At 58.2% G+C, this 18,208-nt stretch carries 11 protein-coding genes and 4 tRNA genes; 7 read left to right on the top strand and 8 right to left on the bottom strand.

The features are described 5' to 3' along the window. Positions 1-4: 4 nt before the first annotated feature. From pgsA to ACGG9J_RS00815, 3 genes are all read right to left on the bottom strand, one after another. Positions 5-679, bottom strand: coding sequence for a phosphatidylinositol phosphate synthase (gene pgsA / locus ACGG9J_RS00825; RefSeq protein WP_390132750.1), 675 nt, complete (start codon positions 677-679; stop codon positions 5-7). A 3-nt stretch (positions 680-682) separates the two neighbouring features. Then, positions 683-2,728, bottom strand: a complete 2,046-nt coding sequence (thrS, locus tag ACGG9J_RS00820) for a threonine--tRNA ligase (protein WP_390132748.1) — start codon at positions 2,726-2,728, stop codon at positions 683-685. Positions 2,729-2,804: 76 nt separating this feature from the next. Continuing rightward, entirely contained in the window at positions 2,805-3,641 is an 837-nt protein-coding gene (locus ACGG9J_RS00815) for a PAC2 family protein (protein ID WP_390132746.1), read from the bottom strand. 162 nt (positions 3,642-3,803) lie between these two features. On the opposite strand from ACGG9J_RS00815, the gene ACGG9J_RS00810 reads away from it, so the two are divergent. The 4 genes from ACGG9J_RS00810 to ACGG9J_RS00795 all read left to right on the top strand — a co-directional run bounded on the left by ACGG9J_RS00810 (position 3,804) and on the right by ACGG9J_RS00795 (position 4,173). Then, positions 3,804-3,876: transfer RNA gene (locus ACGG9J_RS00810), tRNA-Gly, on the top strand. Between the two features lie 27 nt (positions 3,877-3,903). Beyond that, a tRNA-Cys gene (locus ACGG9J_RS00805) sits at positions 3,904-3,974 on the top strand. Positions 3,975-3,997: 23 nt separating this feature from the next. Further along, positions 3,998-4,069 (top strand) — tRNA-Val (locus ACGG9J_RS00800). Between the two features lie 31 nt (positions 4,070-4,100). Then, positions 4,101-4,173 (top strand) — tRNA-Val (locus tag ACGG9J_RS00795). A 652-nt stretch (positions 4,174-4,825) separates the two neighbouring features. Here ACGG9J_RS00795 and ACGG9J_RS00790 read toward each other — a convergent pair. Further along, positions 4,826-5,479 (bottom strand): helix-turn-helix transcriptional regulator, encoded by a 654-nt coding sequence (locus ACGG9J_RS00790; protein ID WP_390132744.1) that lies wholly within the window; start codon positions 5,477-5,479, stop codon positions 4,826-4,828. A 762-nt stretch (positions 5,480-6,241) separates the two neighbouring features. Continuing rightward, positions 6,242-7,117, bottom strand: a complete 876-nt coding sequence (locus ACGG9J_RS00785) for an undecaprenyl-diphosphate phosphatase (RefSeq protein WP_390132742.1) — start codon at positions 7,115-7,117, stop codon at positions 6,242-6,244. Positions 7,118-7,262: 145 nt separating this feature from the next. Here ACGG9J_RS00785 and ACGG9J_RS00780 point away from each other — a divergent pair, with 145 nt between their 5' ends. Beyond that, positions 7,263-8,057, top strand: a complete 795-nt coding sequence (locus tag ACGG9J_RS00780) for a fructosamine kinase family protein (RefSeq protein ID WP_390132740.1) — start codon at positions 7,263-7,265, stop codon at positions 8,055-8,057. Between the two features lies 1 nt (position 8,058). Here ACGG9J_RS00780 and dnaJ read toward each other — a convergent pair whose 3' ends face one another. Both dnaJ and hrcA read right to left on the bottom strand, forming a co-directional pair. Beyond that, positions 8,059-9,195 (bottom strand): molecular chaperone DnaJ, encoded by a 1,137-nt coding sequence (dnaJ, locus tag ACGG9J_RS00775; RefSeq protein ID WP_390132738.1) that lies wholly within the window; start codon positions 9,193-9,195, stop codon positions 8,059-8,061. Between the two features lie 83 nt (positions 9,196-9,278). Next, positions 9,279-10,346: a heat-inducible transcriptional repressor HrcA gene (gene hrcA / locus ACGG9J_RS00770; RefSeq protein ID WP_390132735.1), complete on the bottom strand. Its 1,068-nt coding sequence runs from the start codon at positions 10,344-10,346 to the stop codon at positions 9,279-9,281. Between the two features lie 183 nt (positions 10,347-10,529). On the opposite strand from hrcA, the gene tkt reads away from it, so the two are divergent. Together tkt and tal are read left to right on the top strand one after the other, a co-directional pair. Next, on the top strand, positions 10,530-12,632 hold the full coding sequence (gene tkt / locus ACGG9J_RS00765; protein ID WP_390132733.1) for a transketolase: 2,103 nt from the start codon (positions 10,530-10,532) through the stop codon (positions 12,630-12,632). Between the two features lie 154 nt (positions 12,633-12,786). After that, entirely contained in the window at positions 12,787-13,896 is a 1,110-nt protein-coding gene (gene tal / locus ACGG9J_RS00760) for a transaldolase (protein WP_390132731.1), read from the top strand. Between the two features lie 268 nt (positions 13,897-14,164). Here the strand turns inward: tal and ACGG9J_RS00755 are convergent, their stop codons facing one another. After that, a complete protein-coding gene (locus ACGG9J_RS00755) occupies positions 14,165-17,677 on the bottom strand; it encodes an RCC1 domain-containing protein (RefSeq protein WP_390132729.1) in 3,513 nt (1,170 codons plus the stop codon). Positions 17,678-18,208 lie beyond the last annotated feature (531 nt).

The raw sequence follows: 18,208 nt of genomic DNA, 5'->3' as shown, positions 1-18,208 counted from the left end.
AGGCTCACTCGTGGTTGGGATTGGCAGGCTGCGGGTTGCGGCCCATGTCCTTGGCGACGTGGCTGATCCGCTGCCAGACGGTGACGATGCCCAGCAGAGCCAGCAGGATCAGGAAGCAGCTGAGCACGGCCAAGGGCAGCCCGGCACCGGTCAGGGCCATGCCCACCAGGATGATGACCAGCCGGTCCGATCTGGTGGCGATGCCGTTCTTGGCCTCGAAGCCCTCGGCCTCGGCGCGGGCCCGGGCGTAGGAGGTAACGAAGGAGGTCATGATGGCGAAGAGGGACGCAGCCATGCCCACTTGGGCCCAGATGTCGGGACCCTGATGGCTGCCATCGGCCACCCAGGCCAGCTCGTGGCGGCGCAGGTAGATGATGACCCCGGCCAGGACGGCCCAGTCGGCTATCCGGTCAAGGGTGGAGTCCAGGAAGCCCCCGAACTGGGTGCCACCGCCGGTCAGCGCGGCCACGGATCCATCCAGGGAGTCGAAGGCCACCAGGATGGCCAGGACGATGGCCCCGGGCAGGAGCCAGCCGGTGAACCCGGTCGCGATGGCGACCAGGGTGGTGCCTACGGCTCCGCTGATGGTGACACCGTTGGCGCTCACGCCCAGACGAACCAGGCCGCGGGCGATGGGGGCGATGATGCGCTTCCAGGGGCGTCGTAGATGCTCGAACATTGGTCAGTCCTGACTGCAGGAGGTGTTCGCTCGGAAGTCGTCCGCCGAGTTGATCTGGGCACGGACCTTGATGGCCTCGTTGATCCAGGCGCGGGCCTGCTCCACGGGCACCCCGTTGAGCTGGCTGCCGTCGCGGAAGCGGAAGGAGACCGCGTTCTTGGAGACGTCCTCCTCTCCGGCGATCAGGATGAAGGGGGCCTTGGACTTGGCCGCGTTGCGGATCTTCTTGCCGAAGCGGTCGTCGGAGCGGTCGATCTCGCAGCGGACCATGTCGTCGCGCAGCTGGTCCAGCAGGTGCTCCAGGTGGGGGGCGAACTCTTCGGCCACGGGCACGGCCTGCACCTGGACCGGGGCCAGCCAGGCCGGGAAGGCGCCGGCGTAGTGCTCCAGCAGGATGGCGAAGAAGCGCTCGATGGAGCCGAAGAGGGCCCGGTGGATCATGACGGGCCGCTGGTGGGAGCCGTCGGCGGCGATGTACTCCAGCTGGAAGCGCTCGGGCAGGTTGAAGTCAAGCTGAATGGTGGAGACCTGCCAGGTGCGTCCGATGGCGTCCCGGGCCTGCACGGAGATCTTGGGCCCGTAGAAGGCGGCGCCCTCGGGGTCGTCAACGAGTTCCAGCCCGGAGTCCTTGGCCACCTCGGCCAGGGTGTTGGTGGCCACCTCCCAGACCTCGTCGGAGCCGACGAACTTGTTGGGATCCTTGGTGGACAGCTCCAGGTAGAAGTCGTTGAGGCCGAAGTCCTTCAAGACCTTGAGCACGAACTGGAGCAGGTTGGTCAGCTCCCCCTTCATCTGGTCCCGGGTGCAGTAGATGTGGGAGTCGTCCTGGGTCAGGCCGCGTACGCGGGTCAGGCCGTGGACCTCGCCGGACTTCTCGTAGCGATAGACGGTGCCGAATTCGAACAGCCGCAGGGGCAGCTCCTTGTAGGAGCGCTGGCGGGACTTGAAGATCAGGTTGTGCATGGGGCAGTTCATGGGCTTCAGGTAGTAGTCGAAGCCCTGGCGGGTGACCTTGCCGTTGGCGTCCTTCTCCTCGTCCAGGTGCATGGGCGGGTACATGCCGTCTTTGTACCACTGCAGGTGGCCTGAAATCTCGTAGAGGTGGCCCTTGGTGATGTGCGGGGTCTGCACGAAGGAGTAGCCGTTGCGCCGGTGCATCTGCCGGGAGTAGTCCTCCATGGCGTTGATGATGGCCGCGCCCTTGGGGTGGAAGACGGGCAGGCCGGGCCCTATCTCGTCCGGGAAAGAGAAGAGGTCCATCTCGGCGCCCAGCTTGCGGTGGTCGCGGCGGGCCGCCTCCTCCAGGCGTGCGGTGTAGGCCTTCATGTCGTCCTTGTTTGCCCAGGCGGTGCCGTAGATGCGTTGGAGCATGGGGTTCTTCTCGTCCCCGCGCCAGTAGGCAGCGGCAGTGCGCATGAGCTTGAAAGAGCGGATGTAGCGGGTATTGGGCAGGTGGGGGCCCCGGCAAAGGTCCTTCCAGACCGTGTTGCCCTCGCGATCCAAGTTGTCGTACATGGTCAGCTCACCACTGGTGGCCACCTCGGTGGCCTCCTCGCTGTTGATCTCGGCCTCCTTGGCCCCGATCAGCTCCAGCTTGTATGGCTGGTCGGCCTCCTCCTTGCGGGCCTCCTCCTCAGTGACCACGCGCCGGCGGAAGCTCTGGGAGGACTTGATGATCCGCTTCATCCGCTGCTCGATCTGCTTAAGGTCGTCAGGGGTGAAGGGCTTGTCAACGTCGAAGTCGTAGTAGAAGCCGTCCTTGATGACCGGACCGATGCCCAGCTTGGCGTCCGGGCGGATTTCCTGGACGGCCTGGGCCATGACGTGGGTGGCCGAGTGCCGCATGATAGCCAGTCCCTGGTCGCTCTCCAGGGTGATGGGCTCGACCTTGTCGCCCTCGTGCAGGGGTGTGTAAAGGTCGCGTGGCTGCCCGTTGAGGTCGACGGCGATGATGTCCTTGTCGTCAGCAAAAAGCTGGACGCCAGTCTGATTTGCCGCCACCTCCTTCCGTTCGCCCTTGACGATGATGGAGATGCTCGACTGTGTCATGAATGCCGTCCTTGCTATCGGAGCCCGCGTTACAGGGTGCAGGCTGGACATGGTTATCGAGCCACAGCCTAGGTCGTCACTCAGACAAGGTGGGACCCTTGTTGCCCATGGAACGCAGATAATCCTCGGCTTCTCGGACCAGCTCTTCGGCGGCCGGCTCATCCACCTGGGCCTGGTCTACTTCCATCTCAAGACGGTGGACATAGTTGGCCAAGTCGTCGTTGCAGTGCAGAAGCACCCCGGCCTGGGCCTTCCATTCAGCGGCCTTGCGGGGCAGCTCCCCCTCGTCAAGGTGGACGCCCAGCATGGTCGACAGCCTTTGCAACAGCTGCAGAGTTCCCTGGGCGCATTCGTCGCTGCCTAGGTACTGGGGCACGGAGACCCAGATGGACTCGGTGCTGTATCCGTCCTGAGTCGCCAGGGCATCCAGAACAGTGGGGATGCCGATGGGGCCGGAATGGCCGTCGGTGTCGGTCTTGGGCTGATCGCCAGCCAGATCGTCTATGGGCAACGGCCTGGTGTGCGGGCAGTCGGCGAACATGGCGCCCAGAGTGATGATGGCCTCCGCCTCCTCGTCTTCGGCCCAGTGGATACTGCGCCGGCAGAAGTCGCTCCAGTGGTAGTTGGGTTCCGGTCCCATCTCCAGCAGGAGGGTGTGGGTATCGTCTATTTGTACCCGATAGATCTTGGTGGAGGGCCAGATGATTCGACGCCTGCCCTGTACATGGCAGAGCATGGGCCGTGACATCTGGTAGTCGTAGAACCCATCGCCTGGAATGCTGCCCACCTCGTGGGAATCGTAGGCGTTCAGCAGGTGGCGGATGACGTTGGTCGAGGCTGAGCACGCATCGTTCCAGCCGTCGAAGGCGGCCACCATGATGCAGTGCTGCCTGTGCCTGGCTTCTTCACTCATATCTCTCACCCTACCGGTCTGAAGCCCTGCCCTGCGTGGCTTTGCCGTCAGCGGAGGGTGGCTTTATGACGCGGCGACACGCTCTTTTTGCCAAGTGAGGGGGTCTACGCTACAGTAGTGCAACGTGCTTCGGCAGTCACCACCTCGGTGATCGTTGAATGTGCGGGCATAGCTTAGTTGGTAAAGCGCGACCTTGCCAAGGTCGAGACCGCGGGTCCGAGTCCCGTTGCCCGCTCGAGGTTTCGAGCAGTTTAACCAATACGGTGGGTTAGCCAAGCGGTTAGGCAGCGGCCTGCAAAGCCGTATAGACGAGTTCGACTCTCGTACCCACCTCTCTCTCGAAACGAGAATGACCCGGGCGGTTGGCGCAGAGGTAGCGCACTTCCCTGACACGGAAGGGGTCACTGGTTCGAATCCAGTATCGCCCACGAGGATCACTTCGGTGGTCTTTCCCAATCCGGGCGATTGGCGCAGCGGCTAGCGCACTTCGTTCACACCGAAGGGGTCGCAGGTTCGATTCCTGCATCGCCCACCTGGATTTCTCTCCCACTATTTCTATTTGCTTAATTGTTTCCACAGTCAGTGATTGTTAGTTTACATACTTTCTAAACTCTTAATGATGTCTAACCTGCCGATTCCTGCCGAAGAAGTTTAGTTAATAAATATTTTTTACTTTTTTCCGCTTCTTCTTGCCTTCTCGGCTGAGGACTGATGCCCAGACTTGTTTATGGCGGTCCATGCTCTGCCGACGCTTGATTTATCCCCTTCTTGCGCTGAAATGTTCGCTGTGTGCTGTACACTCTGGCAATGAAAAAGATCCACATTAGTGTAGGAAAGCGAACCAGAGGTTTGGCATGTCCGGGGCCTTGTGATAATTTGCTCTTAGGAACAGATCAGGGGACCTGCCAAAGGCAGGAGTGACCGGATGCGTCCTGGAAGAGGTGATAGTATGCAGAAAGGCCTAGGCCAATGAAGGCGTATTGCTAGCCTGGTTGAATCTGTAATCCACCCACAGCTTGTGGAAACTGTGGTTTCCCTGTTTTATCCATGTAATACTTGCGTGGTCTGTGTGTTTGGCCACGTTCCGGTTGTCGTCAGTAGCGACGGCCGTGCTGTAAAGCTCCTCCGGCGGCGCAGAATTATACCCCCCTCTCCTGCCGCCGGAGGTCTTACTTATTAAGCCGTCATTTCAAGGCCTGCAGGTACCGGTATAGGGTGGGAATCGATATCCTGAGCTCGGGGGCTACAATGCCTACAGCACCTTTGATCAAGAAGATGCCCCTGTCCTTGATGTTACGGATGATGTTCAGCCTGTCCTGCTTGGTCAACTTGTCCATGGGTATGTTGAACTCACGGATCGCATCTCTGGTGATCCTGCGGATGTTCTCCTCGGGCTCCTGGCTCATGCGGCTGCGGGAAGCTTCCGTGGAGATCTGTACATCGTCGGAATCTATCGAGGTCAGGGTCTGCAAGACATGAGCTGCCTGCTGAAGCTCGGTGATGTTGATGCTGATGCAGAGCAGTCCGATGACTGTCTCCTCTTGGTCGCGAATCAGGTAGGAGGAGACGCGGAACTCGTGCTTGTTCAAGCAGCGCCCACGGTAGTCGGATACGAAGTCGGCTCCGTCATGGTCGGCTCGTATGGCCAGTTGGCGGGTCTGGTCAGTCACACGATCGCCCAAGGTGCGTCCAGAGAGCTGACCGTTGCGGATGAAGACTATGGAACTCTCCGGGCGGGTGATGTCATGCACGGTAATCTCGGCCATGGGACCGAAAGAATCGGCTATGAATTCTGCCAGGGGAAATACCTCTTCAAGGTTGTCTACTGTAAAATGCATAACTGATCCTCAACATCCTAACAGGGCGGCTTGTGGTCGCCGGTTGGAGCTGCGGGAAGCGAAAGGTATTGGATGGCGTGATATGGTCCATCACCTCCATACCAGCCAATCAGCCTCCTCTAATTTCGTATATTAGACCTTCTCTTGCGCCTTACGGTTCAGTGCTAACGACCTGCTAAGACCTAAGGAGCTTCGAAGTTCCGAAGGGGTTTTTATAGTAACGCAAGAAGGCGGCTGAATCTTGTTTTTCGATACTCGGCCAGTCGTTCGGACCTGGCTTCATAGAGGAAATGCTTGTCGCGATCCGGTTTGAAGGATGATACTGGCCGCCTGGTAACCATGGGAAAATTTAGGGATTCAGACGCTGAGCATCGGCACCTATTGCGTTCCAAGGCCAAGATGCAAGAGCGATGTTAGCCTGGTCACGCGTTTTGACGTCAGCTGTACCGGACGGCATCGTCGCCAAGGACGTCACACGAGACTGTTCAGCAATGGCATGGTGAATGAATGACGGCCAGGCTGGCAGCCGGAGTGCAGGAGGAGGTGACGTGAGATCCTGCTTTATGGGCTTGCTGAAGAAGGATGCGAGGTCGTCGACGATGCAGCCAATATGAACCTCACCCAGGATTTAGCATGCCTGATTGGCAACACAAATAATGTTTGTGCTTGTACTGATTTCAATCCCCTAAGCTGCGGACAGCGCATCAAAATACGCCATTACCTTGTCAAGGAGCGTCTGATATGCTTTCTTGTCCCCTGGACTCAGCTGACCGCCACGCCGCCCACGGCAGGCAGTGCGCCCACCATGAGCATGATGGCTACGAAGATGGCCAGACCGATTCGGTAGATTACGAATCCTCGATAGGAGAAGCGCGAGACGATCTTCAAAAAGGCGATGATGACGATGTATCCCAGCAGAAAGCTGACTACGGTGGCGCAGATGGTGGCTCCCCAACCGGGGAAGGCGGCATCAGCGTTGATGTTCTTCAAGGACTTGACTGTCTCAAGGATGCCAGCGCCGAAGACAGCGGGGATTGCCATGAGGAAGCTGACCCTGGTAGCGGCTTCGCGGGTGTAGCCCAGACCGCGGCCGAAGGTCATGGTGCCCCCCGAGCGGGATACGCCGGGGATCAAAGCCAGCATCTGCCCGATGCCGAAGAGCAGGGCGTCTCGGGCGTTCATCTGACGGATCTCCTTGTTCTGACGGCCATGGCGGTCAAAGTAGTCCAGCAGGAGGCCGAAGACGATCAGCACCACCACGGTGATCCAGAGGTTGCGCAGCTTGGTCTCAATCACCTTCTGGAAGAGCAGGCCCGCCGCCACGATGGGCAGGGTTCCCAGAATGATGTACCAACCCAGGGCCGCGTCATGGTCCTTGGAACCCATCCGTTCACGCAAGGAGGAACCGTCCTTGCCTGCCAGGCAGCGGAACCAGTGAGTCAGTATGCGAGCGATGTCATGCCGGAAGTAGAGCAGGACAGCCAGCTCGGTGCCGAATTGGATGATGGCTGTGAAGGCCGCCCCTGGGTCCTGGCCCAGCAGGCCGCCCACAATGCGGATATGGGCGCTGGATGAGACGGGGAAATATTCCGTCAGGGCCTGCACCAGGCCGAACAGAATGGCTTCGAAGAAATTCATGGACCCCTCTTGCTATGTCGGACAACAATGGCAAGCATAGCCACCGCGCAGGGCAGAGAGGACCAAGGGCGGGGCATGTCTCGCAGAATGCCCACAATGGGTCTTGTCGGAATCGACGACTCGACGATTAGGGGTGTGGATCATCATGGCCAAGACCTACAGAAAATCCAGGGGCGGGGCCCCAGCAGGATTCTTCGAGTGTGAGGGGCGCGGGCTGCAATGGCTGGGCAAGGCCCAGAAGCAGGGCGGTCCGCGGGTTGTGGACGTCTACGACTGGGGCCCGGACTACTTGGACATCGAGGAGGTCACCTCCGCCTCCCCCACGCCGGGTGCCGCCTACCGCTTCGGCGCCCAGCTAGCCCACATGCATGATGCCGGTGCCGACCACTTCGGCTCTGCTCCCGATGGCTACACGGGTACCTGCTACTTCGGACCCTTGCAGGATCCGCTGCCCATGGACGTGGGCGACTGGGATGATCCGGCCACCTACTGGGCCAAGGGACGGCTGGAACCCATGGTTGGCATGGCCGTGGATCGGCAAGCCCTGAACCGCGAAGATATGAAGATGACCGAAGAGGTGATCCAGGCTCTGCCGGAACTGCTTGGCCCCGCTGCCAATGACAAGCCTGCTCGGGTGCACGGGGACCTTTGGAGCGGGAACGTCATGTGGACCCGGAACGACGGAAACACACAGGCTGTTCTGATTGACCCTGCGGCCCATGGCGGTCATCGTGAGGAGGACCTGGCCATGCTGCAGCTTTTCGGCATCCCCTACCTGGGGCAGATTCTGGACGGCTACCAGAGCGTGCATCCGCTGGCTGCCGGTTATCAGAACCGGACCACGCTCTGGCAGCTCTACGCTATCGCCGGACACTGTGCCTTCTTCGGCGGAGGCTATGTGAGCGAGTATCGGTCCATGTGCCGGTCGCTGCTGAGCTGAATCAGCTAAAAATGTCCTTGAGCTTGCCGAAGATTCCCTTGCGTCCCCCGACTCCGGCAGGCTTGGCGCTCTGCGGGACCTGCTTGGCTTCGGAGTCGTGGCTGTTGGCGAAGTCTTCAATCAGGCGGCGCTGATCATCATCCAGCTTGGTGGGGATCTGCACCAGCACGTGGACGATGATGTCGCCACGCTCCTCCCGGTTGCCCAGTCTGGTTACGCCCAGGCCTTTGATGATGATCTCCTGGTCGGGCTGGCAACCGGCGGGAATGTCCACTTGGCGCTGTCCATCGAAGGTCTCAAGTTCAACCTGATGGCCCAGGACCGCCCAAGTCATAGGCACGGCGATCCAGCAGTGCAGATCCTGGCCACTGCGGGTGTAGCGCTTGTCGGGTTTGATGGTGATATCCACGTATAGGTCGCCAGCCGCGCCGCCACCCTCGCCCACCTCGCCCTGGGAGGCCAGCCGCAGTCGGGAGCCATCGGCTACGCCTGCGGGAACATTGACACCCACCTCACGTCGGGTGTGCACACGGCCATGGCCGTTGCAGACCGGGCAGGGGTGCTCGATGATGGTGCCGTGGCCCTGGCAACGCTCACAGGGAGCCTGGCTCATCATCTGTCCTAACAGGGTCCGTACAACCTTTTGGGCATAGCCCTTGCCGTTGCAGACCGGGCACGTAACCGGGGATGTCCCCTTCTGGGCCCCAGAGCCGCCGCATTCCTGGCAAAGGCCGTAGGTGCTGATGGAGGTGCGTACCACGCCGCCGAAGATGGCTGTCTTCATGTCCACAGAGACTTGGGCCAGGGCGTCCCGACCGGGCTGGGTGCGCGGAATTGGCCCTTGGGTGGCGCCCCCGAAGCCGCCGCCGAAGAACTGGTTGAAGACGTCGCCCATGTCGAAGGCGCCCGCTCCTTGGGATGCCTGTGGGTTGTTGGGGTCCACGCCTGCATCGTACATGCGCCGCTTCTCAGGATCAGAGAGTACCTCGTAGGCGTTGTTGACCTCTTTGAACTTGTCCTCGTATTCAGGCCCGGCGATGTCCGGGTGGTACTTGCGGCTCAACTTGCGATAGGCACGCTTGATGTCCTGATCGCTTGCGCCTCGATCGACTCCCAAAACCTCGTAGTAATCTGCCACCGATCATCCTTTTCGTTTGATGCCCTTTCGACCCATGGTCGCACGGGCCTACGATACCTATGACTTATGCCGTGCCTTAACGGTCACGGCTCGCCGCCGCCGGCCAGAAAGCCGGTCAGATAGGAGGCCACGGCACGAACCGCGCTCATGGTCGCCGGATAGTCCATATGGGTCGGGCCGATGGAACCCACAAAAGCCACTGGCTCGTCGGACTCGGAGCCGGCTGTCGGTCTTGCATGCCCGTACCCGCTGGTCACCACCGACGCGTGTGCCAGCTCAGGGGTCCGGGTCTCGGTGCCGATAGCCACGCTGACCCCATTGCTCTCGCGTGAAAGCTCGCTTTGAGCCCGCATAAGCCGCATGAGCACAACCTGCTCCTCTAGGGCATCCAACAATGAGCCCAGGTCCCCCAACGAGACAGCCTGGCTATGGGTCAGCTGGGAAGTGCCAGCCATGTAGAGGCCGCTGGTCTGTTCTCGGGTGGCCATCTCGTCGAAGACGGTAGCTACAAGGATCAGCATGGATTTGTCGCGGCCTTCGGCAAGAGAGTCGGCCAACATGCGGCAGCGTTCAGCAGCGCGGTCCAAGGGCAGGTCCTGGCATTGCCTGTTGATCTGGTCGGACAGGTCTGCCAGGGCGTTCGGGTCATCCTGCAGGGGCCCGTGGAGGGTGCGTTGAACCACCCGGCCAGTGTCAGTGATGACGACCATCAATATGGTTCCTCGGCTCAGTCCAATGAGTTCGGTTCGACGCAGGTTCGAACTGGCAAGGGAAGGTGAGGCCACCACGGCGATCTGCCCGGTGATCTGAGCCAGAAGCTGGGCCGCGTGTTGAAGGGTGTCCTCCAGGTTGACCGACCCGGACAGGAAAGCATTGATGCCTCGGCGCTGAGCGGCGGACAGGGGCACGATAGTGGCCAGTCTGTCGACAAAATATCGATAGCCCTTCTGGGTGGGGATACGCCCGGCCGAGGTATGGGGCTGAACCAGGTAGCCCTCGCTCTCCAAGGCCGCCATGTCATTGCGGACGGTGGCAGAGCTGACTCCAAGCTGATGATTTCGGGTGAGCGAGCCCGACCCTACCGGCTCGCGAGAACGAATATAGTCCTCAACGACCGCGCGCAGCACCAGCATGCGTCTGGTATTAGGCAATGTCGCTCCTTCCGTCATGGTTCATTATTAGCACTCGGGCCATGAGAGTGCCAAAATGTCGTGCGAAGAGCCGAATTGTGTCGTCTCAAACCGATACCATGGAAGCGCAATGTGAAGGTAATCGAACATTTTCGACACAAGTCGAACATGAAGACCTCTAGATTGGAAGGAAAGCAGCACCATATGGCAGATTTCACATGGTCCGAACTAGATGAGCGGGCTGTCAAGATGGCCAAGGTCCTCTCGGCTGACGCAGTCGAAAAGGCCGGAAGCGGCCACCCCGGCTCCCCTATTTCACTGGCGCCTATCGCTTATGCGCTCTACCAGCACTTCATTCGGCATGATCCCAACGACCCCAACTGGGCTGGGCGCGATCGGTTCATTCTTTCCGGCGGCCACGCTTCGCTGACCCAATATGTACAGCTCTACTTCTCTGGGTACGGGCTGACCTTGGACGATCTGAAGCGCTTCCGGACCGCTGGCACCCGGACCCCCGGCCACCCAGAGTACGGTCTGACCCCCGGCATCGAGATGACTACCGGCCCGCTGGGTCAGGGTCTGGCTTCGGCTGTGGGCTTCGCCTATGGTCAACGCTATCAGCGCGGTCTGCTGGATCCGGACGCGCCCGAGGGGCAGTCCCCCTTCGACCATAAAGTCTGGGTCATCTGCGGCGAGGGCGACGTCGAGGAGGGCGTCTCCTCCGAGGCCAGCTCCCTGGCGGGCGACCAGCGCTTGGGTAACCTGACCGTCATCTTCGACGCCAACCACATCCAGATCGAGGGCGACACCCGCATCTCACTGGGCGAGGACATCCTCAAGCGCTACCAGGCCTATGGCTGGTACACCGACGAGTTCAGCTTCATCCAGCCCGACGGCTCCTACAAGGAGGACGTCGAGGGGCTGGCTGCAGTTCTGGAAAAGGCCGAGCAGGTCACCGACCGACCCAAGTTCATCAAGGTGGATACGCTGATGGCCTGGCCCACCCCAGGCAAGACCAACGATCCTTCAGCCCATGGCTCAGCCTTGGGTGCCGAGGCCGTCGCCGCCCTGAAGAAGACCTTGGGCTACGACCCGGAGCAGAGCTTCCAGGTGGACGAGGAGGCCCTGGCCCACGCCCGCGAGGTTGCCCCACGCGGTCTGTCCGCCCATAAGGCTTGGGACGAGAAGTATCAAGCTTGGCGTAAAGCCAACCCTGATAAGGCTGCACTCTACGACCGCATTCATGCTGGCAAGCTGCCCGAGGGCTTCGACAAGGCCATCGATGACCTGGAAGCTGGCTTCGAGCCCGGCTCCAAGGTGGCTACCCGCAAGGCCTCCGGCGCAGTCATCAACGCCTTAGCCCCCATCATGCCCGAGCTCTGGGGTGGATCCGCCGATCTGGGTGGCTCCAACAACACCAACATCAACGGTGCCGTCTCCTTCGCCCCCGAGGCCGACAAGACCGTCCAGTGGCCCAAGGCCAGCAAGTACGGCCGCCAGCTGCACTTCGGCGTGCGCGAGTTCGGCATGGGCGCCATCACCAACGGCATCCTGCTGGGTTCGGACACCAGGCCCTACAACGGGACCTTCTTCCAGTTCAGCGACTATGAGCGCCCCTCGGTGCGCCTGGCCGCCCTGATGGACATCCCCAACCTGTATGTGTGGACCCACGACTCCGTGGCCCTGGGCGAGGATGGCCCCACCCACCAGCCTATCGAGCACCTGACCGCCATGCGCGCCATCCCCCAGATGGAGGTTGTGCGCCCCGCCGATCAGTACGAGACCGCTGAAGCCTACCGCGCCTTCTTCGAGAAGGACAACACCCACCCCACGGCCATGATCCTGACCAGGCAGGGCGTGCCCACCCTGGAAGAGACCAAGGCCAAGGCCCGCGAAGGCGTGCGCAAGGGCGCCTACGTGCTGGTCGACACCGAGGGCCAGCCGGATGTGCTGATCATGGCCACCGGCTCCGAGGTGCAGCATGCTGTGGCCGCCTCGAAGACCCTGGCTGAGCAGGGCGTCAAGGCCCGCGTCATCTCCGTGCCCTCGCTGGAGTGGTTCGAGGAGCAGGACGACGAGTACAAGGAAGCTGTTCTACCTGCCTCCGTCAAGGCCCGCGTCTCCGTTGAGGCCGGACTGGCCACTCCCTGGTACAGGTACCTGGGCAGCTATGGCAAGCCCGTCTCCATCGAGCAGTTCGGCCTGCAGGGCAGCGGCGACGAGAACATGCGCGACCTGGGCATCACCGCCGATCATGTGGTCGAAGCAGCACAGGCCTCCTTGGAGGAAGTCCGTCGGGCCCGCTGAACCCGGCATCGTGATCAATCGGGGGCCGTCCGCGACGCCGGCCCCCTCCCCTGCAGGCACGCCCGAAACGCGGTCTGCGGGAATACAGCAAAACACTTCCCGGTAGTGCATAGTGAATGTGATTCCATCGGGAACCCAAATAAGGAGTGACAAGATGGCAGAAAATGCAAACACCCAGCGCACCAGCGATTCAGGTGTCTCGATCTGGCTGGACGATCTGAGCCGCACCCGCATCGAGTCGGGCAATCTGCAGCAGCTGATCGCCGAGCGCAATGTGGTGGGCGTGACCACCAACCCCTCAATTTTCCAGAAGGCCCTTAGCCAGGTCGGGCCTTACGATGAGCAGCTCAAGCAGCTGGGCCGGGTCGATGTCGAAGACGCCGTTCGCGAGCTGACCACCACCGACGTGCGCAACGCCACTGACATCTTCCGCGAGGTTGCCGAGAAGACCGACTACGTGGACGGACGTGTCTCAATCGAGGTTGATCCTCGTCTGGCTCACAACACCGAAGAGACTGAGAAGCAGGCCGAGGAACTTTGGGCCAAGGTCGATCGGCCTAACGCCTTCATCAAGATTCCTGCCACCCTGGAGGGCCTGCCCGCCATCACCGCCACCCTGGCCAAGGGCATCTCGGTCAACGTGACCCTGATCTTCTCCCTGGAGCGCTACCAGCAGGTCATCGACGCCTTCATCGAGGGCATCGCCCAGGCCGACAAGAACGGCAAGGACCTGAAGCACATCGGCTCGGTCGCCTCCTTCTTCGTCTCCCGCGTGGACACTGCAGTTGACAAGCTGCTGGAGGCCAACGGCTCTGACGAGGCCAAGTCCCTGGAGGGCAAGGCCGCTGTGGCCAACGCCCGCCTGGCCTACGAACTCTTCGAGAAGGCCTTCGACAAGGATCCTCGCTGGGCCGATCTGGAAGCCAAGGGCGCTAAGCGCCAGCGTCCGCTCTGGGCCTCCACCGGCACCAAGAACGCCGCCTACTCCGACTGCAAGTACGTGGACGAGCTGGTGGCCCCTGACGTGGTCAACACCATGCCTGAGAAGACCCTTGAGGCCCTGGCCGCTCACGGCGACGGCGCCCCCTCCATCGAGGGCACCTATGAGGAGAGCCACCAGATCATGCAGAAGCTGGCAGACCTGGGTATCAACATCAAGGACGTGACTGACAAGCTGGAGGCCGATGGCGTCGCCGCCTTCATCAACTCCTGGGATTCGGTCCTCTCCGACGTGCAGAAGGGCATCGACCGCGTCAACGGCTGAGATCCTTAGGTCTAGGGAATCCGATTCTGATTTCTAGATTTCCACGATGTCGAAGGTTCCATCCAGTATTAACCGGATGGAACCTTCGACATTACGCTTAGGTTAGCGACTTTCTAATTGAGATTCCTCTAATTGCGCCACTTGCAATTTTCTAAAGAGATAAGGGACGGTCGTATAAACAAAGGGGATTACGACCGTCCCTTTAATCGGTGCCGCTTGGGATGGATCACCGATTCTTACTCGGGCTAAGAACAAAAGGAGGCCAGTGTCACGAATGAAGTTGAGTCCTTATGCTGTTGCCCACTATCCTGTTCGTACGATAGCGTCTGACAGCAATAGTGCCACCCATCACAAGAAATCCTGTAAGAATGAGGGGTATTATGCCTGAGTCGCCCGCCTTCGGAAGAGAACCGACATGTAAATATTTGTAAGTTAAGTATTGGTCTGTTTGTGGCACGCCCGATAGATTCCAGACCACCGTAACTGAGACTTCTCCCTGATTGTGTTCGGGAACGATTACATTCCATGATTCGTCACTGTTGTGATTTTGAATCGTTCCATGATTCGTATCGAAAATTATATCGGTGAGCGTACCTCGCTCTGGGAACAGAACCCTAACCGGTCTTATGGCTTTGTCAGGCACAAGATTGTTGCCTAATGCGTTAAATTCATTGCTGCCAAATGAATACACATAACCATCTTCACCTATAAATGCACTGACGGTTGATGTACCTAACCCTGCATCAATCGTAGGGAAATACTTAAAAGTATCGGGCTTGTTGTCAGGCTGAAATACCTTGACCGGTACTGTCATTGTGTTGGTGGAGTTGTTACCGAGCTGACCGTAACCGTTATAACCACAACCATAAAGTTGATAGTCACTACTAAGCATCAGGGAATGGTATCCGCCCGCCGACAGATTCACGTACTTGACATTGGGTGCATTCTGCGGCTTGAGCATTCTCGTCAGGGTTAATTGCACCTCGGTTTGTCTTCCATTGCCCAGCTGTCCCCACGAATTCATTCCCACGCCGTAAACGTTTCCGTCCGAACCAAGGAAAAGTGTATGTGACCCGCCTGCACTAGCATCTGTAAACTTGACGCTTGTATCCTGATTGGGTTTTGGCACTTCAGCAGGGAGGAGTTGGTCGTTCTGGTTGCCTAAGCCCAACTGACCGTAATTACTCGAGCCAAATGTCAGCGCTCTTCCTTTGGAAGTGATAACCACCGAGTGCCAACTTCCTGCGCTTATGGTCTTGACTGTTTCACCGTAGTCAAGAGTTAACTTTGTTTGAGACGGATCAGAACGGAAGGTGGCGTTTTCTCCATCTCCATTCCCTAAACGACCATACTGTGCATTTCCCCAGCCCCAGACTTCTTTGCCTCCCATGGATACTGCTAAAGCGTGAGTAGCTCCAGCATCAATCTGCTGAAACGTCATATTGCCTGGAGTCAAGACCTGCACTGGTATGGAGCTTGAGGACTGATGACTGTAGTCTCCGAGTTGTCCCCAGCGTCTGTTGCCCCATGCATAAATCTTATAATCACTCCCCAGAGCGACAGTGAAGTCTTCCCCCGCTTTTGCAGATATATATGTAAAGCTATCATCTTTCCCTGTAGGTTTGTTGGCTACATGAGGCGTAGCGCTATCAGCTACAGTTCCATTGCCCAACTGCCCATATTTGTTGCTTCCCCAGGCATAGACATTGCCATCAGAACCAACTGCCACAGTATGATGATCTCCGACGGAGACTGATGAGAATCTAACACCTCTGGGAGTAGGTGGTAGCAGACGAACTGTATTGCCGCCGGACTCGGGTCCAGATGTAGGTTTCATGCTCCAATTCGAATTTCCTATGTTCTCCCTTACAAAGCCTGCACTGCCATTCATCCTGTCTTTGATGCTGTTTCCAGAGTCTCCGGAATAATACCAATGGGCAGTCAATGTGAGATCGCCGGTCACTGGGCGGGCAAAGTCATAGGCTATATTTGATGTATTGAGGAACCAGCCGTCGAACTGCCATCCCTTTCGTACCGGGTCTGGTGACGGTCTCTTGACATAGTCTCCTTCTTTGATTCGCTGTCTAGTGACAGGCCGTCCGTCTGCTGTATCAAATGTAACCGTGTAGTAGTTCTGCTCATACTGGTATGAAAGATGTGCAATGCTGGTGCTTCCGTTGAAGGTCCAAACTATGCTTACGTCCACGACCCCGCTATCGTGCTTAGGGGAGGTAACCAGCCAAGTACTATCACCCTGTTTTTCGGGGACGGTGATGCTATCTATACCATCGAATCTGACATTGCTTACAGATATGCCATCTGAGGAACCGGATGAAACCTTTGGAGTTGAAACCGCAACCGGACTGTACTGATTGTCATCGTTGCCATTGCCGACCTGATAACCGGTGTTGCGTCCCCAGGCAAGGACCTTGCCGTCAGATCCTGTGGCCATTGAATGGAAGATTCCCGCGCTTACCTGGGTGTACTTGAAGTCAGAAGCCGAACCAGACGGATATCTGACTTTAACCGGGGTGGTACTTGACGTATTGCTGCCGTTACCCAAACGTCCATATTGATTGCTACCCCAAGCGTAGGCGTTTCCATCGGAACCAATGGCAAGAGAATGTGAGTGACCTGCACTGACCTGAATATACCGGAAACCATTTGCAGCTGTTGCAGGTGCTGCAACTTTGACAGCTGATACTGCTGCACGTTTGTTTCCGTTGCCTAATTGTCCGCTTTCATTTGCGCCCCAGCCATAGGCATTCCCATCGGAGCCGAGAGCTAGAGTACTTCCATATATGCAGCTGATCTGAGTATAAGTTATTTCTGGAGATGATGAGGGCTTCATCACTTTCACTGGTGTCCAGCGTTGGGACTCTGTTCCGTCCCCCAGCTGTCCATCGCTATTCTTCCCCCATGCATATGCGTTTCCATCTGAACCGAGAGCAAAAACAGAATGTTCGGCAACAGTGATGCGGGTGAATCGGAAATCAGGATTCGTGCCTGCAGGCCTCTTCACTTTACCTGCGCGCGACCGACTTCCATGGTCGTCGGTACCAAGATGACCACAGTCGCCGCTTCCCCAAGCGTAGGCGTTCCCGTCCGACCCTAACGCAGCGGTATATCCATAACCCGCACCTATTTGCGTGTACCTGAAATCGGCAGGCGCTCCGGCAGGAGGCAGCACTTTGACAGGGGTTGTCTTGTTACCCCAATTATAGCCTATTCCCAGCTCGCCGTTACCATTGTTACCCCATGCGTAGGCATTACCATCCGAGCCGAGTGCCACAGAATGCTGATAACCCATGCTGATTTGAGTGAATCTGAAGTCGGATGGAACTGACTTAGGCTGTAATACTTTAACCGGTTTTGACCTATCGCTTGTCGTGCCGTCTCCAAGAGCTCCGCCATCATTGCGACCCCATGTATAGATCGTTCCGTTTGAGGTGAGCGCCATAGAGTGGAAACGTGCTGCGCTGATTTGAACTGAGTCCGTCACCTCCGGCGGTGTCAGCGTGACTTTGGTACCGCCCGTAGCTGGACCGTGATCAGGATTCAGACCCCACTCCCCTCTTGTTGCTCTTGTCCAATGAGCGGTCAGGATCATATCGGTAGTGACGGGTGTAGTGAAGTCATAGCCAGCGTTTCCATTGAACCAACCGTCAAACCTGTATCCCGTTTTTAACGGGTCTGTGGATGGGCGAGCAGGAACAGCATTATTCTGAACCACCTGAACCTCAGGAGCTAGAGTGAAAGCGCCATTTGTATCAAATACCACTTTGTGAAATTCACCGCTACGAACTGATGGTGAGGAAGAATCCTTGGGCGTCGAGCTTTGATTGGAATTTGCCGGCGACTCTTCTGTTGGTTCGGGATGAGTGGTGCTTGTTTGACTGCTTACGGTCGAAGAATTGTCAGTAGTAGTTGACTCTGGCTTATCTACTGACTGAGTTGAAGGCCCCCCCCCCCCCGGTGCTATTTTCCGTTGGAGCAGAGGTCACTTGTGTGTCTGCTTGAGCAGATGTAACTCCACCTAACATACCTGCAATCAATGCAACAACTATAATCAATGCCGTAGCAATTTTACGTATATTACCTCTAACAGAAGCCATATAACAACCTCTCCAGCTAGATCTTCTAGACCTAAAGGTCTATACGCCTGATTCACTCCCCTGAATCAAGCAAGATACCCAACACAAACTAACCTACAGCGAGTATAGCACACGATTATTCTGGTTCGCAATGTTGATGGCTAATTAGAGCGTCTCTCAACTTTCTGGTAAAGCGAACAGATGGTTTTTATACTATA

The organism is Bifidobacterium apicola, from assembly GCF_042846865.1.
Taxonomy (GTDB): Bacteria; Actinomycetota; Actinomycetes; order Actinomycetales; family Bifidobacteriaceae; genus Bombiscardovia; species Bombiscardovia apicola.
The sequence above is the reverse complement of the archived record's forward strand: the minus strand, read 5'-3'. Positions and strand labels throughout refer to the sequence as shown.

Bases quoted from the DNA above. Each gene is read 5' to 3' on its own strand.
- pgsA (WP_390132750.1), bottom strand. From the start codon at position 679: ATGTTCGAGCATCTACGACGCCCCTGGAAGCGCATCATCGCCCCCATC.
- thrS (WP_390132748.1), bottom strand. From the start codon at position 2,728: ATGACACAGTCGAGCATCTCCATCATCGTCAAGGGCGAACGGAAGGAG.
- ACGG9J_RS00815 (WP_390132746.1), bottom strand. From the start codon at position 3,641: ATGAGTGAAGAAGCCAGGCACAGGCAGCACTGCATCATGGTGGCCGCC.
- ACGG9J_RS00790 (WP_390132744.1), bottom strand. From the start codon at position 5,479: ATGCATTTTACAGTAGACAACCTTGAAGAGGTATTTCCCCTGGCAGAA.
- ACGG9J_RS00785 (WP_390132742.1), bottom strand. From the start codon at position 7,117: ATGAATTTCTTCGAAGCCATTCTGTTCGGCCTGGTGCAGGCCCTGACG.
- ACGG9J_RS00780 (WP_390132740.1), top strand. From the start codon at position 7,263: ATGGCCAAGACCTACAGAAAATCCAGGGGCGGGGCCCCAGCAGGATTC.
- tkt (WP_390132733.1), top strand. From the start codon at position 10,530: ATGGCAGATTTCACATGGTCCGAACTAGATGAGCGGGCTGTCAAGATG.
- tal (WP_390132731.1), top strand. From the start codon at position 12,787: ATGGCAGAAAATGCAAACACCCAGCGCACCAGCGATTCAGGTGTCTCG.